Annotated in this window: 19 protein-coding genes; 2 read left to right on the top strand and 17 right to left on the bottom strand. The window is 64.4% G+C overall.

Features of this window, described 5'->3' with window-relative positions; all coding sequences use genetic code 11:
* Positions 1–137: 137 nt before the first annotated feature.
* On the bottom strand, positions 138–2,342 hold the full coding sequence (locus tag HLH29_RS08370) for a glycosyltransferase (protein WP_182965724.1): 2,205 nt from the start codon (positions 2,340–2,342) through the stop codon (positions 138–140).
* Between the two features lie 611 nt (positions 2,343–2,953).
* A complete protein-coding gene (locus HLH29_RS08375) occupies positions 2,954–3,670 on the bottom strand; it encodes a response regulator transcription factor (RefSeq protein ID WP_182965727.1) in 717 nt (238 codons plus the stop codon).
* 257 nt (positions 3,671–3,927) lie between these two features.
* On the opposite strand from HLH29_RS08375, the gene HLH29_RS08380 reads away from it, so the two are divergent.
* Entirely contained in the window at positions 3,928–4,386 is a 459-nt protein-coding gene (locus tag HLH29_RS08380) for a L,D-transpeptidase family protein (RefSeq protein ID WP_182965729.1), read from the top strand.
* Between the two features lie 37 nt (positions 4,387–4,423).
* On the opposite strand, the gene HLH29_RS08385 is transcribed toward HLH29_RS08380, so the two are convergent.
* The 3 genes from HLH29_RS08385 to guaB form a co-directional block, all read right to left on the bottom strand.
* Positions 4,424–6,262, bottom strand: coding sequence for a cation:proton antiporter (locus tag HLH29_RS08385; RefSeq protein WP_182965731.1), 1,839 nt, complete (start codon positions 6,260–6,262; stop codon positions 4,424–4,426).
* Between the two features lie 99 nt (positions 6,263–6,361).
* A complete protein-coding gene (locus tag HLH29_RS08390; RefSeq protein ID WP_182965733.1) occupies positions 6,362–7,654 on the bottom strand; it encodes an RsmB/NOP family class I SAM-dependent RNA methyltransferase in 1,293 nt (430 codons plus the stop codon).
* Positions 7,655–7,690: 36 nt separating this feature from the next.
* Positions 7,691–9,193: an IMP dehydrogenase gene (gene guaB, locus HLH29_RS08395; protein ID WP_182965735.1), complete on the bottom strand. Its 1,503-nt coding sequence runs from the start codon at positions 9,191–9,193 to the stop codon at positions 7,691–7,693.
* 117 nt (positions 9,194–9,310) lie between these two features.
* Between guaB and HLH29_RS08400 the strand changes: the two genes are divergently transcribed.
* Positions 9,311–9,907, top strand: a complete 597-nt coding sequence (locus HLH29_RS08400) for a nucleoside 2-deoxyribosyltransferase (RefSeq protein ID WP_182965737.1) — start codon at positions 9,311–9,313, stop codon at positions 9,905–9,907.
* Positions 9,908–9,926: 19 nt separating this feature from the next.
* On the opposite strand, the gene HLH29_RS08405 is transcribed toward HLH29_RS08400, so the two are convergent.
* From HLH29_RS08405 to tmk, 12 genes are all read right to left on the bottom strand, one after another.
* A complete protein-coding gene (locus tag HLH29_RS08405) occupies positions 9,927–10,445 on the bottom strand; it encodes a cystathionine beta-lyase (RefSeq protein ID WP_246374023.1) in 519 nt (172 codons plus the stop codon).
* On the bottom strand, positions 10,423–10,878 hold the full coding sequence (locus HLH29_RS08410; protein ID WP_182965739.1) for a cytochrome c: 456 nt from the start codon (positions 10,876–10,878) through the stop codon (positions 10,423–10,425). Before HLH29_RS08410 ends, HLH29_RS08405 begins: the two co-directional genes overlap by 23 nt.
* The gene (locus HLH29_RS08415; RefSeq protein ID WP_182965741.1) at positions 10,875–11,447 is read right to left on the bottom strand and encodes a methylamine dehydrogenase light chain; all 573 of its coding nucleotides are present in this window, start codon (positions 11,445–11,447) and stop codon (positions 10,875–10,877) included. The genes HLH29_RS08410 and HLH29_RS08415 overlap by 4 nt, the downstream gene beginning before the upstream one ends.
* Before the next feature lie 36 nt (positions 11,448–11,483).
* Entirely contained in the window at positions 11,484–12,695 is a 1,212-nt protein-coding gene (locus tag HLH29_RS08420; protein WP_182965743.1) for an amine dehydrogenase large subunit, read from the bottom strand.
* A 310-nt stretch (positions 12,696–13,005) separates the two neighbouring features.
* A complete protein-coding gene (locus HLH29_RS08425) occupies positions 13,006–14,565 on the bottom strand; it encodes a SpoVR family protein (RefSeq protein ID WP_182965745.1) in 1,560 nt (519 codons plus the stop codon).
* Complete coding sequence (locus tag HLH29_RS08430) at positions 14,565–15,872, bottom strand: DUF444 family protein (RefSeq protein WP_182965747.1); 1,308 nt, start codon at positions 15,870–15,872, stop codon at positions 14,565–14,567. Before HLH29_RS08430 ends, HLH29_RS08425 begins: the two co-directional genes overlap by 1 nt.
* 187 nt (positions 15,873–16,059) lie before the next feature.
* Complete coding sequence (locus HLH29_RS08435) at positions 16,060–18,006, bottom strand: PrkA family serine protein kinase (RefSeq protein ID WP_182965749.1); 1,947 nt, start codon at positions 18,004–18,006, stop codon at positions 16,060–16,062.
* Positions 18,007–18,391: 385 nt separating this feature from the next.
* The gene (locus tag HLH29_RS08440) at positions 18,392–19,183 is read right to left on the bottom strand and encodes an MBL fold metallo-hydrolase (protein ID WP_182965751.1); all 792 of its coding nucleotides are present in this window, start codon (positions 19,181–19,183) and stop codon (positions 18,392–18,394) included.
* 3 nt (positions 19,184–19,186) lie between these two features.
* Positions 19,187–19,978, bottom strand: a complete 792-nt coding sequence (locus HLH29_RS08445; RefSeq protein ID WP_182965753.1) for a TatD family hydrolase — start codon at positions 19,976–19,978, stop codon at positions 19,187–19,189.
* On the bottom strand, positions 19,975–21,513 hold the full coding sequence (metG, locus tag HLH29_RS08450) for a methionine--tRNA ligase (RefSeq protein ID WP_182965755.1): 1,539 nt from the start codon (positions 21,511–21,513) through the stop codon (positions 19,975–19,977). Before metG ends, HLH29_RS08445 begins: the two co-directional genes overlap by 4 nt.
* Positions 21,510–22,487 (bottom strand): DNA polymerase III subunit delta', encoded by a 978-nt coding sequence (locus tag HLH29_RS08455; protein WP_182965757.1) that lies wholly within the window; start codon positions 22,485–22,487, stop codon positions 21,510–21,512. Before HLH29_RS08455 ends, metG begins: the two co-directional genes overlap by 4 nt.
* Positions 22,488–23,123: a dTMP kinase gene (gene tmk / locus HLH29_RS08460; protein WP_182965759.1), complete on the bottom strand. Its 636-nt coding sequence runs from the start codon at positions 23,121–23,123 to the stop codon at positions 22,488–22,490.
* Position 23,124 lies beyond the last annotated feature (1 nt).

Consider the following 23,124-nt stretch of genomic DNA (forward strand, 5'->3'; position numbering starts at 1 on the left):
GTTCAACGGGGTAGACCGGGATAAAAAGCCACTGCCAAACGCAACCCAAGCAGCACCAGATTTTCCTGCTGCCCGATACCACAGATAACAGGGCTACGGCGACACATCCCCTGCTCGCCCGATATCACTCAAAGCGATCAAGAGCAGGCCACCTCCGGCGCCTCATCCATTTTATAGGCATGGACCTGATCAAGGCAGCCAAGAGACGCAGATTCCAGGAAAATCTTCCGTCCCTCTTCCGTCTGATCGCATAGAAAGAAACCTTCCACAGCGATCAGGTCGGGCGTCTCTTCCAGCGACCCATCCTGCCGTGTGCCATGAACACGCAACTTCAGAACTCCTGCCCGACGCCAGGAATCGACATCGAGAGGAACCCAGCGCCGTTCCTGCGCCACCATGATGCCAGACAGGACCTGGGGATGAACGGCCGTATCGCCCAGATTGCTCACAGTCCAGTTCGTGGCATGTTTTCCGCTACGCACGGCAAGCCACAACCGCATTCCAGCCTGCGCCGGAGGGGTCATCAGCAGATCACCGCCCGGCGCGCGCGTCCAACATCCGCTGTCATCCGGCCACGCCCATCCCAGGCCAAGGCGATATATCTCAGCCGATGCCATGTTTTTCCAGATTTTGACCTCGTGGTTGGCTGTCAGCGGATACCAGGCCCCGGAGCGTACCGGAACGGCCACTTGCCCGTCCAACCTGGCCGAAACGGGGCGTACAGCGATTTGCCTGGCAGTCTCGTTGATTCTGTGCGCAATATCGCGCCAGGACATCGGCTTGAAGGCGCGTGCGATCCTCTCCTCGATCGCAGCGCGGGCAGATGCATCGAACGCCAGTTTCTCGACTGCGCTCTCCAGTTCTTCGACCGAGTCCGTCTTGAAATAGATAGCAAATACGCCGCCTGCTTCCGGCAGCGAGGAATTGTCCGACGTGATGACGGCCTTGCCGTAGCAGAGTGATTCCGTGATCGGCAGCCCCCATCCTTCATAACGGCTGGGATAAAGGGTAAACTGACAGTTCCTGTACAATAGCGACATTTCACTGTCGGAAATACCGTGGAGGATGAGAACGAAACGTTTCAGCGTCTCATCGCTCTCGATTTTTTGGAAGAAAGCCTCGTTCTTCCACCCCCTGTTCCCCACACACACCAGCTTCGGCGTTCGAGGACCATATTTCCTGTACAGCCGCTCCCACACCGCCAGGGCCAGATCATGTCCCTTGCGGCTTTCGATGGTGGAAACAAACAACACATAAGACTCCGGGGCGATGTGCCATTTTTCCAGATCGCCATGCGGCAGGCTATCTACCCCCGGCTTCCTGAAATCGGCCCCCAGCGGCACAACCGTTATCTGGTTTTCCCGTACGACATGCCCCAGTCGGGCGGCAACGAGGATCAAGTCTTTTTTCGTAGATTCCGAATTGACCAAAAATGCATCGGCATGTGCGAAAACGCCAATGATCCACTCTATGAAATCCTGGGTCAGTTTGCGAATACAGTGTTCCGGCGTCATGACCGGTATCAGGTCATGCACGAAGGGGACATATCGTATATTCGATCTATGCTTGGCTTCCCGAACATAGAGAAAATAATTCCTGAGCCACCAGGACGTACCGAGATTGATCAGAACGGCGCCATCAGGAAAAACGAACGGCTCGGAGAACATGAGCGTCAAATGCAAGGCATTGACCGCATCCAGCCAGTCCCGGCTTCTGGAATCGCCGCTGACGACCGCCAGTTCGCAAAGTTTGATGAACAGACGGTTTGGCACCGGCAACCATCTTTCGCGCCCTTCGATCGCACAGCAAATCCGGACGGCGGCCTCGTTATCCCGAATGGCACCAAGAATGGTCTCGATCTGCACGCGCTGGATGCCGGTCGGCAGGCGCGCATGACCGAAATAGCTGACCAAGTCCGAAATATCGAAAACGACCGTCCCATCTTGCGAAAGGACTGGCGTTTCGTCCGAAAAACCCTCGGGAATGGTCTTTTTCAGGAAGGAGAGAATGTCCCGACGTTGTGGAGCTGGCAGATGGGAAAACAGGCGATGCAGCCAGGCCAGGGCATCTGAATCGCCACCTCCGACCAAGACGGCCTCCGCATAGGCACAGCTTGCTCCGGTGAAGTCCCCCTGCTCCTTGCGCATATGTCCAAGCTGGACCCATATATGCGCAAGGTCAGGAGCCAATTGCAGCGCGTTGCCGTAATCATTCGCCGCCTCTTTCCAGTTCTGCTTATCACGCGCCTTGTTGGCACTCGAAATCAGTTTGAAAACGGGCAAAGAGACAGGAACACCGGCAGATTTTTTTATTTTAATACGGTATTTTATTTTCGAAATCATAGAAATTTAAAAATCTCCGCCTCATTTATTATAGAATTATTTTTCTCAATATTACATACAACCAAAAGCCAACATGAGTATAATCAGTTCCATAGGCATATGCCAACAAACAGCCTGCCGCACCGGATCGCATCACAGCCTGCCTCACCCCATGCTCATTTCCGCGTGAAGCCTCAGCCTCCTCGCCTCCGGGAAATCGAACGCGGTTCGACACCTGTCGCCGATCTGCCAATACCCCTTGTCCGCCTCGCGAGCGCGTTCAAGCGGCCACTCCGTGCCTGCACTTCAGACTTGCGAAGAGGTTCGGCGCTGGCAATCAGCCATAACATAGCATCGCCACATACCCGGGTGAAAAAGCTGATGAACTCAGCGCCTCGAAGATAATGTGCCGGTTGCCGATTCTCATCCATTAGACGGCAAAAGCGGATGGACCACGTAGTTCCCTAATCCGGATATGATTATCGAACCCACATTCCAAAAATCCGACAACCAACCATCCTGCCGGGCCGGCGGCCAGACGATCTCTCACCGTCTGGCTGCATCACCCCGCGACTGGATGGGCCACCCAATCGCGGAAGGATTCGCGCCACAGCACGCCCATAAACGGGGCTTCAGGACGCCCGCACGCCCCCTTCCGGATCGAGACGGTAACCGCCGCCCTCGGTCACCAGCAGCGAGGCATTGGTCGGATCGGGCTCGATCTTCTGCCGCAGGCGGTAGATATGGGTTTCCAGCGTATGGGTGGTGACGGCAGCGTTATAGCCCCACACCTCGTTCAGCAGCACCTGGCGCGGCACCGGCCGCGTCCCGGCCCGGTAGAGGAACTTCAGGATCGCCGCTTCCTTCTCCGTCAGGCGGATGCGGCGATTGCGCGCGGGTTCCTGCAACAGCTTGGCCGAAGGACGGAACACATACGGCCCGATCGAGAAGACGGCATCCTCGCTGTTCTCGAAGATGCGCATCTGGGCGCGCAGCCGCGCCAGCAGCTCGGCGATGCGGAAGGGCTTGGCGACATAGTCGTTCGCGCCGGCATCCAGCCCCCGCACCACGTCCGTCTCTTCGTCCGAACCGGTCAGGATGATGATCGGAATCCGCTTCCCCTGCCGCCGCAGTTCGGCGCAGAAATCCCGGCCGTCACCGTCGGGCAGCGTCACATCCAGGATGATCGCGTCGAACCGGGCGCCCGCCGCATTGAGCTTCTCCCAGGCATCGGCAACCGATTCGGCCTCGATCGCCTGGAACTCTCCTTCCAGCTGCAATTGTTCGACGAGCATATGACGTAACGTCTGATCGTCATCCACTATCAGAATGGGACGCGCACCTGCCATCGAACCCTCTTTATCTTGACCGGGCCCCATTCACGCGGGGTCGGCATCTTTATCCTATATCATTCCCGGGACGGAAACGGCAGCATCCGGGCCAGCCGACACGATACCTCACTCACCATCCCGGTCACGTTGCCCTATCCAGACCTCAGGCCCGACAGTTTAAAACCGATTCAGGGCAAAAAGCGATCCAGCTGGAGCGATTCATGATACGCGCGTTGCTAAAAACAAATACAGGGCCCGACGCACGCCTGCATTGCATGGGCGAGGAAATCCCGGCCATCATCGGCGCCGCCGGAGTCCGCGTCCATAAGCAGGAAGGCGACCATGCGACCCCGGCCGGCGTGCTGAAGCTGCGGCGGGTCCTGTATCGCGCGGATCGGGTCGGCGCGCCTGCCAGCCATCTTCCGATCGAACCGCTGGCACCGAATGACGGCTGGTGCGACGACCCCACCCATGCCGATTACAACCGCCCGGTCACGCTGCCACACCCCGCCCGCCACGAGCGCATGTGGCGCGATGATGATGTTTACAATATCGTGATCGTCCTGGGCTACAATGACTCCCCGCCGGTGCCCGACCGAGGGTCGGCAATCTTCCTGCACCTGCAATCCCCCGACCAGCGTCCCACCGAAGGCTGCATCGCCCTGCGCGAGTCGGACCTGCGCCGCCTGCTGTCGGCCGGCCTGTCGGAAATCGACGTCCCGCCGCCCGGCTGAGGCACAGAGCCCTCTAGCCCGCAGTCAAGTCAGGCGTTCAGGCCAGCCCGGTCTGTTCCGGCGGCGCCGGTGGTTCCATAACCACATCGATGTCGCCGGCCATCGGTTCCACCGGCGTCGCATCCTCGGCCGAACAGATCCAGATCGCAGTCCCCTTGCGAACAGTCAGGATCATCAGCCGGTTGCCGTCGGCTGAACCCGACGACATCGCCGGCGCCCCACCCGACGGGGCCGCTACCGGCGGCATGGCACGAAAACGCCATCCGCGTTCGAACAGCGTTTCGAACAGCGTGAAATTCCACGCCGGCTCCCCCAATACCCTTCCGCGCGAATCGCGGCTCAATCCACGATACAGATCCAGCCGGGCCACGCCCGGACTGACCTGAAACACGCGCTGGCGCCCGAAATCGGGGGCCAGCCGGGCACAGACCAGCCCGTTATAGATCGCGTCGGGCGTAGCGGCGATCAGATAGTCGGCCGGGCGTTCCTCCAGGCTCTCCATCCCCTCGTCGGACAGCAGTTCCGTCCGCAAAGTGGGAATGCCCGCACGCGTCGCCGCCGTCAGCGCGCCGGCATAGGTATCCACCAGCACGACCGGGCAGCCGAGCCGATGCACCACCCCCGCCAGATCGGTAGACCAGGCGCTGGCGCCGACGATCGCCAGCGCAGGGTCGTCCGACAGGGTCAGGCGCAGGGCCCGGGCGACCGGGCGAAGGGAAAAGCCATGCAGGATCATGGTCGTCGCGATCAGGGCGAATACGCCCGGCATCACCAGATCCGCGCTGGGATAACCGGCATCGCTCAGTTGCAGGCCCGCCGCCCCCGCCACGGCGGCGGCGACGATACCGCGCGGCGCGATCCACCCAACGAACAGCCGCTCCTGCCATGACAGGCCCGAGCGCACCGTAGACAGAAAGATGCCGACAGGGCGCACCACAAACAGCACCGTCAGCGTCATGGCCACGATCGGCAGGGACAGGCGGGCCAGTACCTCGCGATGCAGGTCGGCCGTCAGCATGACGAACAGGCAGGACACGACCAGAACGCCCAGCGATTCCTTGATGCGGCGCAGCTCGCTCATGCCCAGCACATGCAGGTTCGCCAGCGCCATGCCGAAGACGGTGGCCGCCATCAGACCCGCGCCCTCCATGAAGAAATTGCAGATGGCGAAAACGCTCATCGCCAAGGTCAGGATGATGGGGATCCGCAGAATTTCAGGGATGAGATCTCGGCGGGACAGGAATCGCACCAGCACCGCCGGGAAAATGCCGCAGCCCACCCCCATCATGGTGGCAAACAGCAGATGCGGCACGATTTCCGCCACGAACATACCCGAATGCCGGTTGCCCAGGATCATCAGGAATTCCAGGACCAGCGTCGCCAGAATGGCACCGACCGGGTCGTTCAGGATCGCCTCCCACCGCAGGAAGGCCGCCACCCTTGGGCGCAGCTTGGTATGACGCAGCAACGGCAGGACCACCGTGGGCCCGGTGACCACGATGATGGCGCCGAACAGCCAGGAGGCGCCCCAATGCAGATGCCCGACAAAATGGGCCGCAAGCGTCCCCAGGACCAGATTGATCGGCAGGGCCACCACCGTCAGGCGCAGCACCCCCTCGCCGGCGGCACGCCACTGGCGGAAATCCAGCCCCAGCCCCCCCTCGAACACGATGAAGGCCACAGCCAGCGAGACCATCGGGTGGAAATAACGCCCGATCGCGGCCGACGGATGCAGCAGATTCAGCCCAGGACCATAGATCAGACCTAACGCGAACAGCAGGACGATGGCAGGCAACCGAAAGCGCCAGGCAAGCCACTGGGCGCCAATGCCGCCGCCCAGCACACACAAGATCCCAATGGCCAGATTTTCCTGCATGCACCTATCCCGGACTGGTGGCTCGAAGAGCCGCAAGGTACCAGAATACGTCCAGCGATGTCAGGGCGATAGAACGCCGCCCCGACACCTGGCAGAAAATCAGTCCAACCGTTCCAGAACGGCCGCGAAGAAACCATCCGTGCCGTGGCGCAGCGGCGACAGCGCGATCATGCCATCCTGCATCAGATCGGCCGGCAGGCCGCAATCGGGCTCGGGCCCCGCGCGACGGAAGTGCGGCGACGCCGCCAGAAACGACGCAATCCGATCCTGATTTTCCTCGCGCAGCACCGAACAGGTGGCATAGATCAGCCGCCCGCCCGGCCGAACCAACGTTGCGGCCGTCGAGAGAATGTCAGCCTGCTTGGCCGTCAGTTCCTCCAGATCCCGTTCGGTCAGGCGCAGCCGCGCATCCGGATTGCGGCGCCATGTGCCAGTTCCGGTGCAGGGTGCATCGACTAGCACCCGGTCGAAACTTCCGGCCCGGCGCCGCGCCCAGCGGTCACCCGGCACCAGCAGATGCCGTTCCGCATTATGGACCCCTGCCCGGCGCAAGCGGCGCACCGCGCCCTCCAGTCGGGGCTCCGAAACATCGCAGGCAACGATATGGCCGCGATTCTGCATGGTCATGGCCATGCCCAGCGTCTTGCCGGCGGCACCCGCGCAGTAATCCAGCACGCGCATGCCCGGCCGTGCATCGGCCGCCGCCACCACGATCTGGCTGCCTTCGTCCTGGATTTCCACCAGGCCGGCCTTGAAGGCCGCCGTCGCCGTGATCGGCTGCCGCCCCGGCACACGCAGCCCCCAGGGGGAAAGGTCCGTCTCCTCGGCGTGGATGCCTTCTTCCGCCAGCAGCCGTGCCGCCTCCCCGCGTGTCGTCTTCAGCAGATTGACCCGCAGATCCAGCGTCGCTTCGCCCGCCAGCGCGGAGACCTCGGCCTCCAGCGCGGAACCGAACGTTTCGGCCAGCCGCGGCAGCAGCCAATCCGGCACTTCCAGCCGGACCGCCTGAGGCATCCCGGGGTCGGCCAGTGCCTGACCGCGCAGCCGGGCCGCCAGATCCTGCTCCGCAGGCGTCAGCGGTGCCGGCCCATACCGGTCGCCCGAAAACAGGGCCCCCGGCGCTTCGCCGGGCCGGGGGATCAACTGCATGGCGGCGATCAACCGTGTGCGCGGGGTGGCCGGCGCGCCTGCCTGTTCCAGCCACCAGCCGATATGGCGCCAGTGCCGCAGCACGGCCCAGACCCGCTCGGACACGGCACGGCGGTCCCCGCCGCCGATATAGCGGCGCTCCCGAAAGAAGGCGTTGGCAACGGCGTCGGCGGGGCGACGCGGCGTCGCCTCCATCTCCGACAGCAGATCGATGGCGGCAGCAAGCCGCGCGCTGGGCGTCATAGTCGTCCTGTCAGTCGAAGATGGCGATCGATGGGATCAGTCGCGCCGATAGTTCGGCGCTTCACGCGTGATCGCCACATCATGGACATGGCTCTCGCGCAGGCCCGCCCCGGTAATCCGGCGGAAGCGCGCACGCACCTGAAGGTCGGCCACCGTCGCCGAGCCGGTATAACCCATGCCGGCCCGCAGCCCCCCGACCAGCTGATGCACCACGGCATCCATGCCGCCCTTGAAGGCAACGCGCCCTTCAATCCCCTCGGGGACCATCTTGTGGGTTTCCTTGATTTCCTGCTGGAAATAACGGTCGGCCGAACCCCGCGCCATGGCGCCCAGGCTGCCCATGCCGCGATAGGATTTGTACGAGCGTCCTTCGTACAGAAACACCTCGCCCGGTGCCTCGGCAGTGCCGGCCAGCAGCGAACCGACCATCACGACATCGGCCCCGGCACCGATCGCCTTGACGATATCGCCCGAGGTGCGGATGCCGCCATCGGCGATCACCGGAATATCGCGCTCATGACAGGCCGCCGCCGTTTCCATTACCGCGGTGAACTGCGGCACGCCTACGCCGGCGACGACGCGGGTGGTGCAGATCGAACCCGGACCGATACCTACCTTCACGCAATCGGCGCCGGCCTCGATCAGGGCGATGGCAGCTTCCGGCGTCGCAACGTTACCGGCAACCACCTGAATCCGGTCGTCGAACGCCTTGACCCGCGCCACGGCCTCCATCACTCCGGCCGAGTGGCCATGGGCAGTGTCGACGACCACGACGTCCACCCCGGCCTCGATCAGCGCACGGGCACGCTTGAAGCCGTCCTCGCCCACACCGGTCGCGGCGGCGCAGCGCAGGCGTCCCATCTCGTCCTTGTTGGCCAGCGGGTAGAGAACCGCCTTTTCCATGTCCTTGACGGTGATCAGCCCGATGCAGCGATTTTCGTCATCGACCACCAGCAGCTTCTCGATCCGGCGACGGTGGAGAAGCTGGCGCGCCTCTTCCCGGCCGACATCGGCGCGCACAGTCACCAGATTGTCGCGCGTCATCAGCTCGTCGACGCGCTGGTTCGGGTCGGTGGCGAAGCGCACGTCGCGATTGGTCAGAACGCCCACCAGCCGCTTGGTGTCGCGCTCGATTACCGGCAGGCCGCTGATACCGTGGCGCGTCATGATGGCATTGACGTCAGCCAGGGTCTGGTCGGGCCATACCGTCACCGGATTGACCACCATGCCCGATTCGTAGCGCTTGACGCGCCGGACATGCTCAGCCTGCTCTTCGACCGAAAGATTCTTATGGATCACGCCCATGCCGCCCTGCTGGGCCATGGCGATGGCCATCGCGTCCTCGGTCACCGTGTCCATCGCCGCCGAGATCAGCGGAATGTTCAGGCCGATGCGGCGCGTCAGGCGGCTGGTGGTGGATGTCTGTCCGGGCAGCACCCGCGATTCCGCGGGAACAACCAGGACGTCGTCGAATGCCAGGGCCTCGCGAATGCGCTCCTCGACACGGGACACGGAAAGCGGATGGCTGGGGGAAGACATCGTGCTGGAACCTCATCTACCGTTGCAGGGGTCCCAGTGCCTCGGGTACCCGACCGTTGGCGCTTCCACATAAGATGCGAATCGGATCGTGGCAAGAAAAAGGAGAGCAGGAACGGCATGAGAGCGAACAGAACCGTCTATCTGGCCGGCGATCTGGTCTTTCGCCCCGGCGCGATCGCGATTTTCGACCGGCTGCGCGCGCTGTGCCGGCAGGTGGGGCTGGAGGGCCTCGCCCCTTTCGACGGCCAGGCCGGCATCGAATCGCTGCCTCCGGGGCTGGACACGATCCTGAAGATCGTGACCGCCGACCGCGACCTGATGGACCGATGCGCCGGCGGCATCTTCTGCCTCGATCCCTTCCGCCGTGCCGCGGACATGGACCCCGGCACGGCGGTGGAAATCGGCTACATGATGGCGCAGGGCAAACCCCTTGCCGGCTATACGACCGACGGCCGCCCCTACCCCGAGAAGGTCGCCGCCTACCGCAAGGCGGCGTGGAACGACACGCTGCGTCCGCGCACCACCCCGGACGCACCGGTCGGATCGGGTGCGATGGAGGATTCGGACGGCATCCTGGCCCATTCAGACGGCATGGTGCAGAACGGCATGACCGAGGGCTTCATCCGCCTGTCCGGCGGCATGGTCGCCGTGCATGACGATTTCTACCAGGCCTTCGCCCTCGCAGCCGCCGACATGGCGCGTCGCCTGCCCTGAATACGCGGACGGCGCGCCGTTACCGGCGATTTGTGGCGCAGGCGATGGCCCGCGCCCATACCTGGGCCCGCACGGCCGGCAGGTCGGTGGTGCTCAGCGCGTGGCCGCGCTGGGCATGGACCTCTTCCGCCGTGAAGGGCGTCGTACCCGGCGGGGCGCTGTGGCCGCCGAGATCGAACAGGACGAAATTCATCACCTGCGCCATCAGCGCGTCATCGCGGATCAGCGACATCGAAACACCGGGCACCGTCAGCAGATAGGCCCGCCCTTCCGGCGTACAGCTCAGCGTGCCGATCCGGTCGCGCAGGGTCGGAATATAGGTCTGCCCCGACTGCCCCTCGATCCCGTGGCAGCCACCGCATTTTTCCAGATAGGTGGTGCGTGTCCGGTCCAACGCCAGCGCGCCCTGCCCCGACATCATCACGCCGGCCATGACGCCAATCGCCACGGCCGCCCCGGTCGCGCGGGTGAAACGCGCGCCGGCTCGCCACCAGCGCGCATTTTCCGTCAGGTTCTCAGGGAAGAGGATGCGCTGCATTCAGGGCCTTCCGGGCCGCTGCGACACCCGAGGACGGCATCGGCGCGGCGCGCGCGGCCGCCACATCGGCCGGCGTGATGACCGGCGCCTGCTTGGTGCTGCCCAGCGACGAAAGATAGGTCAGGATCGCCGCCACATCGTCATCCGACAGGCTCTTGAAGCTGGGCATGAACCCGACATAGGTCGCGCCGGCAGCGTCGATCGAACCGGCCAGGCCGTTCATCAGTACGGCGGTGACATATTTCTTGCCTTCGGGGGTCGAGGCGATCTTGTCGATCCGGTTCGCCAGCGGCGGGAACTGGCCCGGCGCGCCGACGCCACCGCCCTGATGGCAGATGCCGCAATTGGCACCATAGAGCGCCTGGCCATCCGGCGCGGCAAAAGCCGGGGTCGCGGCGCCCAGACACAGGGCCAGGGTAAGGATCTTCTTCATTCGGCGGTTCCTACAATCACAGCGGTCGAACAATTATAGAGAAGCGAACCGGTCCCGAAACACCAGATGATGTCGTTGTTGGCCTGCGGACGATAGGTCGGCAGGTCACCATCGGAGCCCAGGCAGTTCTGCTCGTTGCAGGCATCCTGCCCGCAGCAATCGCGATAGGCGATCAGGTACGAGCGGCGGTCCTGCGGGTTGAAACATGTGCCGATCCACGAGGTCGGCGACGGATGCGTCCCCGGCGGGCAGCTATGAACGCCACCGCCACAGGTGGTGCACAGATTGCCGTCAATGGCGCAATAGCGCCAGTAATCGCACTTCGTGTCGTCCTTGGCCTGCGCCTTCGCTGCAAAGGGCGATGGCGCGGCAGGCGCAGCGGCCCGTGCGTCACCCCGCCAGACCGGCAGCAGCGGAAAGGTCGGAACGGCGGCAGCCCACCCGCCCAGCCGCGCGAGCGCACTGCGACGCGAGGAACGGCCGGCCAGATAGCGGGCAAGCCGTTCGGCCACGGTGTCGAGGCCGCTCCGCGTCGCGCCGACGGCCCCCCTGTCTTCAGGATTGGGCATATCGTTTCTCCGTCACGCGGGGATCATTCCGGGGGCTCATTCTCCGGGAGCGGCCGTAAAGATCAGCGCATCGCCCAGCGCCCCGATCTTGCGCACAGGCTTGCCGTCGGCGCCGTCCAGAACCATCAGGTCACCGGCTTCATCCGTCAGCATGATGCGCGACTGCGCATCCTGGGTCACGCCCACCATCATGCTGCGGGCCGCCAGCGGAATGCGCCGCACCAGCCGGTGCGTCTTCAGGTCCAGCTCCCACAGTTCGGAGCCGGCATCCTTATGCGTCCAGAAGGTGCCCTTGTGCATCAGCACGAACAGATGCGAATCGCGCGCCCGCAGCGCCGCGAGCTGCCATCCGCCCGGCCGCCACGTTACCTCGAACGGGGCACGGGCATCCGACGCCGCTTTCAGGCCGGCCGCTTCCTGGATCGACCAGGGCTTGGCGATGCTGGCTTGCGCGCCCAGCGTCGCCTCGTAGATCAGGCCGCTATAGGAAATGAACCAGACATGGCCGCTCGCCGCGATCTCCGGACTATGTTCGAAGACCGGATCGCGATCCGGCACGAAAAACGGCGGGGTCCGCGTCAGGGCCGGCGTGCCCTTGGCATCCATCTGCACATTGGCCAGCGACCCGTCGCCACAGATCGAGGAAAAACCGGCATTGCCCCAAGGGTAGATCAGCGCGCAGCCCGGCACGTCCACCGTCCGCACAACCGATTTCAGACCCGTGTCATAGACATGGACCGCATTGGTGGGGCTGGAATCGTAGACATAGACATAGTGCCCGTCGGCACCGATCGCCATGTCGGGCTTCTTCGGCGTGATCAGCGCGCGGCCCGGCAGGTCGATATCCGCTATCTGCTCCAGCGTGCGCGGATCATACGCCGCCAGCATATCGTGGCGCTTGCCGCGATTGCCCCGTTCCCACGTCGTCTCGGCGACATAGAACGCCTTGCCCGCCGGATCGGCCACCATGTTGGCGTTATAGGCGGCCTGCACCATGCCCAGCAGCCGGCCGGTGTCGAGGTCCACGACATAGACCCGCCCGTCCTTGCTGTGGCGATAGACCCCATCTTCGACCAGGACCCGGTGCGGGCCGCCGGGCGGCAGGGTGACGACGTCACTTTCCTCGGTCTGCAGGATCGGCTCGGCGGCGCGCGCGGGCCCCTGCACCGCGAGCGCCGTCACAACAGAAGCGGCCGCCAGGGCGCGCGAAACGCGCCGGGCCGCGCGAGACCGCCGATCAGCCAGCATGCGACCGTCGGACCCACGAAGGAAATATCATGTTCATCCAGCCAACCCTGTTGCTCGCCACACCACATCCGAACCGCGATTCGGAAGTCCGGCGGCGAAGCGGATACCGCCTGCCATCCAGTTTGATGTTCTTTCGATACAAATTTTCGGGCAGGAAGGCTAGCCTTCCGCTTTGGAAAAATCGCAAGTGAATTTCATGAATTTCGATACTGACAAAATAATATTATAGAAAAAGGCACAAATTGGACAGAAAATGCGCGCGGGACACACCCCCGCGCGCATTTCCACTCACCCGATAATCGACCATATCTTATTGCGACGGTCCCGCGCTGTGGGTCGCCAGCACGATGCCTGTCTGCGCATCCACCTCGTTCAGAATGACGCCATAGCCCCATAGCGAGGAAAGGTAATCCAGCGTCTGGCGCGCATCGCCGGCCTTGAGCAACTGGCCGGCCCGGGTGCGATGCTCCAGCTTCAGCGTGCGGTCGCCCAGCAGGTCCACATCGACGATCTCGATCTCGGTATAGAACGTACCGGGGTCATAGACGCGCGCCAGGCTGCGGCGGATATCGCGATACCCGGCCTCATCATGAATGGCGTCGACCAGCAGATAAGGCTGGGCGGTATCGTCGCTGAGGCGGAACATGCGGAAATCGCGGATCACCTTGGGCGAGAGGAATTGCTGGATGAAGCTCTCGTCCCGGTATTCGGCCCAGGCATGGCGCAGCGTGCCGATCGCATCCCCATTGCCCGCGATATCGGGAAACCATTCCCGGTCCTCGGCGGTCGGCTCGGTGCAGATCCGCACGATATCGGTCATCATGGCATAGCCCAGCGCATAGGGATTGAACGACGCCCCTCCCCCCGCGTCGAAGCCCGGCTGGTTGATCACGTTCGACGTCGAATGAATGACCTCCAGATAGGCCGCGTCGTCGATCCGCCCCAGTTCATGCAGGCGCCGCATGATGTAGACATGCACCCAGGTGGCGCAGCCCTCGTTCATCATCTTCACCTGGGGCTGCGGATAGAAATATTGCGCGATCATCCGCACGATGCGAATGATCTCCCGCTCCCATGGGGCCAGACGCGGCGCATTCTTCTCCAGGAAATACAGCAGGTTTTCCTCGGGCAGCCCCAGAAGCCGACGCGCGTGGGCCCCTTCCGCCGTCCCCGCCGCATCGCCGGCCTCAGTGGGCAGGGTGCGCCACAGATCGTTGAAGACGCTGTCCTCATACGCCCGCCGCTCTTTCGCGCGCTGCTGCTCGGCTTTTAGGTCCAGCTTGCGGGCACCCGAATGCCGGTTGACCCCCTGGTTCTGCAGGGCATGGGCCGCATCCAGCACGCGCTCCACAGCCTGCAATCCATGCCGTTCCTCGCATCGGGCGATGTAGCCACGGGCAAATTCCAGATAGTCCAGAATGTCCGACGGGTCCGTCCATTCCCGGAAGAGCCTGTTATTGCGGAAGAAATGGTTATGGCCGAACGCGGCATGCGCAATCACCAGCGCCTGCATCGTCGCCGAATTTTCTTCCATCAGATAGCTGATGCAGGGATCGGAATTGATGACGACCTCATAGGCCAGCCCCATCAGCCCACGCCGATAGGCGTTCTCATGCCCGATAAAGCGCTTGCCGAACGACCAGTGCTTGTAGCCCACCGGCATGCCATGCGCGGTGTAGACATCCAGCATCTGCTCGGAGGTGATGATCTCCACCCGGTTGGTGTAGATCTCCAGCCCCAGTTCGTGGCTCGCAATCTCTTCGATCGCGTCATAGCAATCACGGATGATCTGGAAATTCCAGTCATTGCCGGAATAGAGCAGCCCCCCGGACCGGGCCGGAGAGCCGCCCCCTGATACGATCTGGTCCATCAAGCCTCCGCCGAATGATGCTGACGGGAAAACAGGTCGCGGAAGACCGGGAAAATCTCCTTGCGGTCGCCGACCTGGCGGATCGCCAGATGATCGTTCTCATCGGCGATGGCGCGATAGCTGCGCCACAGATCCGTCTCGCCGCGGATCACCGCCCCCGATCCCGTGATTTCGATATAGGCATAATATTGCACCGCCGGCAGGATATCGTCCCGCAACAGGCTGGCGGTGCGCGCGGTGTCGGACGACGCGTTGTCGCCGTCCGATGCCTGGGCGACATAGATATTCCAGTTGGCCGACGGAAAACGCTCCCGCTGGATGGTATGCATCAGTTCCAGCGCCGACGAGACGATGGTGCCGCCCGTGCGCGGATCGTGGAAGAACGCATCCTCATCCACTTCCTCGGCGCTTTCGGCATGGCGGATGAAAACGATTTCGACCTTCTTGTACCGCCGCTCCAGAAACACATGCAGCAGCAGGAAGAACTGCTTCGCCAGATCCTTCATCCGCTCGGTCATCGAACCCGAGACATCCATGATGCAGAACATCACCGCCCGCGTCGCCGGCTGCGGCATGATGGTATAGCGCCGGAAGCGCAGATCGACCGGATCGACCCATGGAATCCGCGCCAGCCGCTGGCGCAGCGTGCCGCGCCGCTCGCGCAGCCCCTCCAGTTCCTCCAGATCCTCCGCCGAGGCCGGACGGAGGGCCTCCAGTTCGGCGATACGTTCCTCGACCTCCTGCAATTCCGCCGGCTTGGGCCGGCCCAGCCCCAGGCGCCGCGCGATCGAGCGCCGCATCGTCCGCCCCAGATCCAGATGCGACGGCGCACCCTCGTTGCTGAGGCCGGAACGGGCGGGCACCCCGTTTTCGGTGGTGGAGATCTCGCGCTTCAGCAGGTCCGGCAATTCCAGGTCGTCGAAGAACAGGTCCAGGAATTCGTCCCGGCTCAGCACGAAGCGAAAGGAATCCTCTCCCCCGCCACTCTCGCCGGCCTGCCCGGCCCCGGAGCCCTGCCCGCCAGCCCCAGCCGGCGGCCGTTGCAGCCGGTCTCCGCGCGAGAATTCGCGGTTACCGGTCAGCACGATCTCGCGCACGCCCTCGGAAAAGACGCGATGCAGCGAGGGTTCATGCAGCGAATCCGACGGGACCGAGACCGCGTTACCCTGCCCCACCTCCCGGATCCTGCCGCGCGCCACCGCGTCCCGTACCGCCGTCTGCACGGCCGAGCGGGCCCGCTGCAGCACGCGCCGCCGGTTTTCGAGGTTTTTCCCATGGGGATTGGGACGTCTGTCAATGATATCCACTGGCCGGCACCATTCCGTTCAGAGGCGGTTTCAAAACTGCTGATGCTGCGTCAGGAGCGGGCCGCCACAGATCGCGTCCGGAGAAGGTTTTCGCGCATCGAAGCGGAGCGGCCTTGCCGGCCGGTCACCGCGAGGCGCGAAAAACACGCCCAAGACTCGCCTGTAGCGGCGCCTTGGCAACAGCGCCTCAGGCGGATTGCTTCACCCGCATGTACCACTCAACGAGCCGGCGGACCTGGCGTTCCGTATAACCGCGCGAGACCATCCGCTCGACGAACTCGTCATGCTTGCGCTCGGTCTCGCCGTCCTTCTTGGAACCGAAGCTGATGACGGGCAGCAGATCCTCGACCTGGCTGAACATCCGCTTCTCGATCACGTCGCGGATCTTCTCATAGGACGTCCAGGACGGGTTGCGCCCGCCATTACCCGCCCTCGCGCGGAGCGAGAACTTCACCACCTCGTTGCGGAAATCCTTGGGGTTGGCGATCCCCGCGGGCTTCTCGATCTTGGTCAGTTCGGCGTTCAGCAACTCGCGATTGAGCATCTGCCCGGTGTCGGGGTCCTTGAAATCCTGGTCCTCGATCCAGGCGTCGGCATAGTCCAGATAGCGGTCGAACAGGTTCTGGCCGTAATCGTTATAGCTCTCCAGATAGGCCTTCTGGATCTCGTGCCCCAGGAATTCGGCATAGCGCCCGGCCAGTTCCGACTTCAGCGTCGCCAGATAGTTCGCCTCGACATCCGTCGGGAACTGCTCCCGCCGCACCGCCTGTTCCAGCACGTACATCAGATGCACCGGATCGGCGGAAATCTCGGAAGAATCATGGTTGAAGGTCGCAGACAGCACCTTGTACGCAAAGCGGGTGGAAATACCGTCCATCCCCTCATCCACCCCGGCGGCGTCGCGATATTCCTGCATCGTGCGGGCCTTGGGGTCGGTCTCGCGGATATTCTCGCCGTCATAGACGCGCATCTTGGCGAACTGGGTGGAGTTCGGATGCGGCTTCAACCGCGACAGGACCGCGAAACGGGCCAGCATTTCCAGCGTGTTGGGCGCGCAGGGCGCATTCGCCAGGCTGGAGGACTGCACCAGCTTCTCATAGATCTTGGTTTCCTCCGCCACCCGCAGGCAATAGGGCACCTTGATGACGCAGACGCGGTCCAGAAAAGCTTCGTTGGTGCGATTATTGCGGAAGGTCTGCCACTCGGCCTCGTTCGAATGGGCCAGGATCACGCCGGTGAACGGAATGCTGCCGATATTCTCGGTCCCGACATAGTTGCCCTCCTGCGTCGCCGTCAGCAGCGGGTGCAGCATCTTGATCGGCGCCTTGAACATCTCGACGAACTCCAGCAGCCCCTGGTTCGCGCGGTTCAGGCCGCCCGAGAAGCTGTAGGCATCGGGGTCGTTCTGGCTGAAATGCTCCAGCTGCCGGATATCGACCTTGCCCACCAGCGCCGATACGTCCTGGTTGTTGTCATCGCCGGGTTCGGTCTTCGCGATCGCGATCTGGCGCAGCCGGGACGGATGGACCTTGATGACGGAAAAGCGCGACAGGTCGCCGTCGAACTCCTCCAGCCGCTTCAGCGCCCACGGGCTGGCGACGCCGCCCAGCAGCCGGCCCGGAATGCCGTACCGCTCCTGCAGGGCATCGCCCATCCGGTCGGGGTCGAACAGGCCCAGCGGGCTTTCAAAGACGGGGCTGACATGCCGCCCGGCCTTCAGCACATAGATCGGCTCCTTCTCCATCAGGGCCTTCAGCCGTTCGCCCAGGGACGATTTGCCGCCGCCCACCGGGCCGAGCAGATAAAGGATCTGCTTGCGCTCCTCGAGCCCCTGGGCCGCATGCCGGAAGAAACCCACGATCTGCTCGATCGTCTCTTCCATGCCGTAGAAATCGGAGAAGGCCGGATAGATCCGCAGGGTACGGTTCATGAAGATGCGCGACAGGCGTGGATCGCGCGAGGTATCGACGCTCCTCGGTTCGCCTATCGCCTTCAGCATGCGCTCCGCCGCGGTTGCATAGCACGACGGATCGGTTCGGCAGGCTTCAAGATAGTCGGACAGGCTCATCTCGATTTCGCGACGCTGATCGCGCATCGCAGTGGCCAGAGAAAACACATTAAAATCAGAAACCATCCTGGGAAGTCTCCGAACCGGCGCCAGAATCCGTCATTCTTCTGGACGACCATGCACCATGGATACGCATCTCCTCCGGGGAGCGGCCCCCGGAGCCGGAAAAACCGTCAGTCCTGTCGACTCTGCAATCGGGTGTCCAATACACATTCCCCCTTGCTGTCTGGCCCAATTAGAGGCAGATAGGCACGCTACCGCCCCAGACAAGGGCGACTGGCATATGGTGGAATCGCAGTCAGGTATCGCGCTGCGAGATCCCGGGCCGTCAACGCCGAGGCTATCGCTCCCCGCGTTCGGGATTCAACCTAAATCGCGTGCGCTCCGGAAACACACACCCGGATAGCAGGGGTTTTCGGAACGACCGGGTGCCCTTCCCCGCAATCGCGGATCAGCGAAAAAGCACGCGCAGGCCGTCGAAGGCGGCTTCCACGCCCTCCGGCAGGTTGTCGCGCATCCAGGTCCAATCCATGTCGGTGCCCATATGCGTCAGGATCACCCGGCGCGGCATCAGGCGGGCGCGCCATTCCAGCACCCGGTCCAGCCACGCATGGGCATTATGGGGCGAGGACCGCTGGAAGCAATCCACCAGCCACGTCTCGACCCCCGCCAGGGCGGCGAACGCCTCCTCGGGCAGGTCGACGACGTCGGTGGAATAGGCAATCGTCCCGCATCGCACGCCCAGCGACAGCGTGCGGCCGTGGATCTGCTCGAACAGCGTCAGGCGCAACCCGGCGATGTCGACCGTCTGGCCGGCATGCACCTCCCGCGGCACCACGACGGGGCGATAGAAGCCGGGCGGCGACCACGGGCGGAAGGCATAGTTGAACCGCGCCTCCAGATCCGCCAGCACGGGCGGCGTGGCCAGCACCGGCAGGGGCCGGTCGATCACCCGGTTGATCGCCCGGACCTCGTCCAACCCCGCGATATGGTCGGAATGGGCGTGGGTGTAGAGAATCGCATCGAACCGGTCGATCCCCTGCGCCAGCAACTGCGCGCGCAGGTCCGGGCCGGTATCGATCAGCACCGCCTGCCCGTCATCGCCCCGCAGCAGAACTGATGCCCGAGTCCGGCAGTTGCGGGGTTCCGCCGGATCGCAGATCCCCCAGTCGCCCCGCCCATCCGGCCCGCCGATCATCGGCACACCGGCCGAGCCGCCGCATCCCAGGACGAGCAGTTCCATCGCTCAGGCCGCCCGGCTGAACAGACGGTGGAAATTGGCGGTGGTGAGGTCCGCCAATTGCTCCGGGCCCATGCCGCGCTCTTCGGCCAGGCGCAGCGCCGTATGGGCGACCAGCGCCGGCTCGTTGCGCTTGCCGCGCCGTGGCACGGGGGCCAAGTACGGCGAATCGGTTTCGACCAGCAGCCGGTCCCCGGAGATGTCCCGCGCGATCGCGCGCAGCGCGTCGGAGCGCGGAAAGGTCAGGATTCCCGAGAAGCTGATATATCCCCCCAGCTCCAGCCCCGCCCGCGCCAGATCAGGCCCGGATGCGAAGCAATGCAGCAGGAAACGGAACGGCCCGTTTGTCTCGACCTCGTCGCGCAGAATCGCGGCAACGTCCGAATCGGCCTCGCGCGCATGGATGACCAGCGGCAGGTCCATCCGTCGCGCCGCCGCGATATGGGCGCGGAAGCGCGCCTGCTGCAACGGGCGCACGGCTTCGGCGCCATGGAAATAATCCAACCCGCTCTCGCCGATCCCCACCACCCGCGCATCGTCAGCCAGGGCGATGATGCCCTCGGCATCGGCGATCTCGCATTCCTCGACATGATCGGGATGGGTGCCGACCGTACACCACACCCGCACCTCCGGCCGGTCGAAACGGGTCAGATCCTTCTGCTGCTGCGCGCGCGACAGGCGGGTGCCGATCGTCACCATGCCGCCGACCCCCGCCGCGCACGCCCGGTCCAGCAGGTCCGGGATCTCGTCGTCGGTGAAATGGTCGAGATGGCAGTGGGAGTCGATCAGCGCACTCATTGCGCCGCTTCCTCCACATAACGCGGAAAGATCCCCTGCGGCGCCGGCAGGGCGCGGCCCTCGGGCAGCGGGCGCTCCAGCGCGGCGAAATCGCGCTCCTCCTGCGACACGCCCAACTGGGTCAGCAGCGCGTCCATGCTGCCGGGCATGTAGGGCTGAAGCATGGTTCCGATCACACGCAGCGCATCCACCAGCACCCGCAGCACCACCGCCATCCGCTCGGGGTCGGTCTTGCGCAGCGCCCACGGGGCCTGATGGTCGATATAGGCGTTGCAGGCCCGTATCACGCGCCACACATCCTCCAGCGCGTCGGTCAGCGCATGGCGGTCGATATGCCCGTGCATCAGCGTGGGCAGCAGCGATGCCTGCGCCAGCAGGGCGTCATCGGCCTCGGTCCGCACGCCCTGCGCCGGCAGCACGCCGCCGCAATTGCGCGCCACCTGCGTCAGGGTACGCTGGGCGAGGTTGCCCAGATCGTTCGCCAGTTCGACATTCAGCCGGTTGATGATGGCCCGGCGGCTGAGGTCGCTGTCACCGCCGAACGGCATTTCACGCAGCAGGAAGAAGCGCAGCGGATCGACACCGAACTGCGCCACCAGGTCGCGCGGATCGACGACATTGCCCAGCGACTTGCTCATCTTCTCGCCCTCGATGGTCCACCACCCATGCGAGAACACGCATTCCGGCAGCTCCAGCCCGGCGGCCATCAGCAGCGCGGGCCAGTAGACGGCATGAAAGCGGACGATATCCTTGCCGACCAGATGCAGGTTGGCGGGCCAGAATCCGGCACGGGGATTGTCCGCATCGGGGAAGCCGGTGGCCGACAGGTAATTGGCCAGCGCATCCACCCACACATACATCACATGGTCCGGATCGCCCGGCACCGGGATGCCCCAGCGGAAGCTGGTGCGGCTGATCGACAGATCGCGCAGGCCCTGGCGCACGAAGCTGGCAACCTCGTTGCGCCGCGACGCGGGTTCGATGAAGCCGGGCCGGGTCTCGTACAGCTCCAGCAGCCGATCGGCGAAAGCCGACAGGCGGAAGAAATAGGACGGTTCGCGCACCCATTCGACCGGCGCGCCGGTCGGCGCCACCTTCGTGCCGTCGGGGCGGGTGACGAGTTCGTCTTCATTGTAGAAGCTCTCGTCACGCAGCGCGTACCAGCCCTCATACGCGCCCAGATAGATATGCCCGTTCGCCGCGATCCGTTCCCACAGCGCGGTCGCGCCGGCAATGTGCCGTGGCTCCGTCGTGCGGATGAAATCGTCGTACGAAACGTTCATCACGTCGTACATCGCGCGGAAATCGGCCGAAACCTGGTCGGCGAAGGCAATCGGCGCCACACCGGCGGCCTGGGCGGCCTGCTCGACCTTCTGCCCATGTTCGTCGGTGCCGGTCAGGAAGAAGACATCATGCCCCGCCAGCCGCTTGAAGCGCGCCATGACGTCGGCGGCGACGGAGGTGTAGGCATGACCGATATGCGGCGCCCCGTTCACATAATAGATCGGTGTCGTGACGTAATAGCGCCCTGTCATCTTCCACTCACCAAAGTCAGGCCACTCAGCAGGGCCTGTTGTTTATCCAGATTGAACCGCTCCGTCTCGACCCGAAGGTCGGTCAGGCGACGCCACAGTTCCGCCATGCGATGCGCCGACAACGATCCGTCCACGCTTTCTCGGCCTCGCCCGTCTTGCATGGCGAGGGCACGCGCGTGCTTCGATATGGCATCACACAACAGATCGAAGAAGACCGGGAAGCCATTTTCCCGCTTCAGCACGCTCTCGGCAATCTCGTACATCGCCCCCGCATCCGGCGGGTTCTCAAGCACGCGCGCCACCAGCGCGCCCAGTGCCGCGCCATCGCCCGCCAGCAGGGCCAGCGCGCGGCCGGGCGAACCATGGGCCAGCGGCGCCACCCGCGCGATATCCTCGGGGGACACATCCGCCGCCACCCGGGCCAGCACGTTCTGCATCTGCCCCGGCTGCAACGGCTCCAGCCGCAGCGTGCGGCACCGGCTGCGAATGGTCGGCAACAGGCGGCCAGGCGCGGCACAGGTCAGGATCAGGATCGCACGCGGCGGCGGCTCCTCCAGGATCTTGAGGATCGCGTTGGCGGCGCTGCGATTCATGAAATCCGCACCGTCCACAATCACGACGCGCCACCCATCCTCGGCCGCCGTCCGATGCAGGAACTGGCCGATCGGGCGTACATCGTCGGCCACGATCTCGGCCCGCATCCGCTGGCGCTTCTCGTCCATGCCGCGCGCGATATAGAGCAGATCGGCATGGCTGCCGGCCGCGATCCGCCGCGCGGCAGTGCTGTCGGGCGCGGTCGCCTTCAGCAGCACCCGCGCCATCCAGAAGGCAAAGCTCGCCTTGCCGATCCCCTCGGGGCCGGTCAGCAGCCAGGCATGATGCAGCCGCCCGGCACCCCATGCCTCCTCGAAGGCGCGGCGGGCATCGTCATGCCCCACCGGCTCCTGGCCGTCGCGCGGTGTGGTGCCCGCCATTCAGGCGGGTCCCGTCAGCCGCGCATCGACCCGTTGCGCGACATCCCGCGCGATCGCCTCGACCGGCTGGTCGGCGGATACGCGCACGCACCGCCCGGCATGGGTCCGGGCAATCGTCTCGAATCCCTCGGCCACCCGGGCATGGAACGCCTCGTCCGCCGCCTCGTAGCGATCCGACCGGCCACCGCGCGCATCCAGGCGCTGCCGGGCCCGCGCACGGTCCAGCGCCAGAACCAGCGTCAGGTCGGGCACCAGCCCGACCTGCGCGGTCAACGCGTCGATCAGCCCGATCGTCGCAGGATCGCCCTGCCCGATCCCGTAGCCCTGATAGGCCATGGTGGAATCGGCAAACCGGTCGCAGATCACCACCGCGCCGCGCGCCAGCGCCGGCCGGATCAGCCGGTCCACATGGTCGCACCGCGCGGCGAAATGGGCCAGGATCTCGGCCCGCAGCGACAGGTCATGTCCGCCGAACAGCAGAAAGTCGCGCAGCGCCTCCGCTCCGGGTGTCCCACCCGGCTCGCGCGTGCGCACCACGTCGTGCCCACCGGCACGCAGATGCGCCTCCAGCAGCGCGACCTGGGTGGATTTGCCGGCGCCCTCGCCGCCTTCGAAGGTGATGAACAGACCCGGCACC

This window comes from Gluconacetobacter tumulicola (assembly GCF_014174215.1).
Lineage (GTDB): Bacteria > Pseudomonadota > Alphaproteobacteria > Acetobacterales > Acetobacteraceae > Gluconacetobacter > Gluconacetobacter tumulicola.

Excerpts from the sequence above, each read along its gene's own strand:
- HLH29_RS08400 (WP_182965737.1), top strand. The coding sequence starts at position 9,311 with ATGAGAGCGAACAGAACCGTCTATCTGGCCGGCGATCTGGTCTTTCGC.
- HLH29_RS08375 (WP_182965727.1), bottom strand. The coding sequence starts at position 3,670 with ATGGCAGGTGCGCGTCCCATTCTGATAGTGGATGACGATCAGACGTTA.
- HLH29_RS08385 (WP_182965731.1), bottom strand. The coding sequence starts at position 6,262 with ATGCAGGAAAATCTGGCCATTGGGATCTTGTGTGTGCTGGGCGGCGGC.
- metG (WP_182965755.1), bottom strand. The coding sequence starts at position 21,513 with ATGACAGGGCGCTATTACGTCACGACACCGATCTATTATGTGAACGGG.
- HLH29_RS08420 (WP_182965743.1), bottom strand. The coding sequence starts at position 12,695 with ATGCTGGCTGATCGGCGGTCTCGCGCGGCCCGGCGCGTTTCGCGCGCC.
- HLH29_RS08435 (WP_182965749.1), bottom strand. The coding sequence starts at position 18,006 with ATGGTTTCTGATTTTAATGTGTTTTCTCTGGCCACTGCGATGCGCGAT.
- HLH29_RS08415 (WP_182965741.1), bottom strand. The coding sequence starts at position 11,447 with ATGCCCAATCCTGAAGACAGGGGGGCCGTCGGCGCGACGCGGAGCGGC.
- HLH29_RS08410 (WP_182965739.1), bottom strand. The coding sequence starts at position 10,878 with ATGAAGAAGATCCTTACCCTGGCCCTGTGTCTGGGCGCCGCGACCCCG.
- HLH29_RS08455 (WP_182965757.1), bottom strand. The coding sequence starts at position 22,487 with ATGGCGGGCACCACACCGCGCGACGGCCAGGAGCCGGTGGGGCATGAC.
- HLH29_RS08380 (WP_182965729.1), top strand. The coding sequence starts at position 3,928 with ATGGGCGAGGAAATCCCGGCCATCATCGGCGCCGCCGGAGTCCGCGTC.
- HLH29_RS08390 (WP_182965733.1), bottom strand. The coding sequence starts at position 7,654 with ATGACGCCCAGCGCGCGGCTTGCTGCCGCCATCGATCTGCTGTCGGAG.
- HLH29_RS08440 (WP_182965751.1), bottom strand. The coding sequence starts at position 19,183 with ATGGAACTGCTCGTCCTGGGATGCGGCGGCTCGGCCGGTGTGCCGATG.
- guaB (WP_182965735.1), bottom strand. The coding sequence starts at position 9,193 with ATGTCTTCCCCCAGCCATCCGCTTTCCGTGTCCCGTGTCGAGGAGCGC.
- HLH29_RS08370 (WP_182965724.1), bottom strand. The coding sequence starts at position 2,342 with ATGATTTCGAAAATAAAATACCGTATTAAAATAAAAAAATCTGCCGGT.
- HLH29_RS08425 (WP_182965745.1), bottom strand. The coding sequence starts at position 14,565 with ATGGACCAGATCGTATCAGGGGGCGGCTCTCCGGCCCGGTCCGGGGGG.
- HLH29_RS08405 (WP_246374023.1), bottom strand. The coding sequence starts at position 10,445 with ATGCAGCGCATCCTCTTCCCTGAGAACCTGACGGAAAATGCGCGCTGG.
- HLH29_RS08445 (WP_182965753.1), bottom strand. The coding sequence starts at position 19,978 with ATGAGTGCGCTGATCGACTCCCACTGCCATCTCGACCATTTCACCGAC.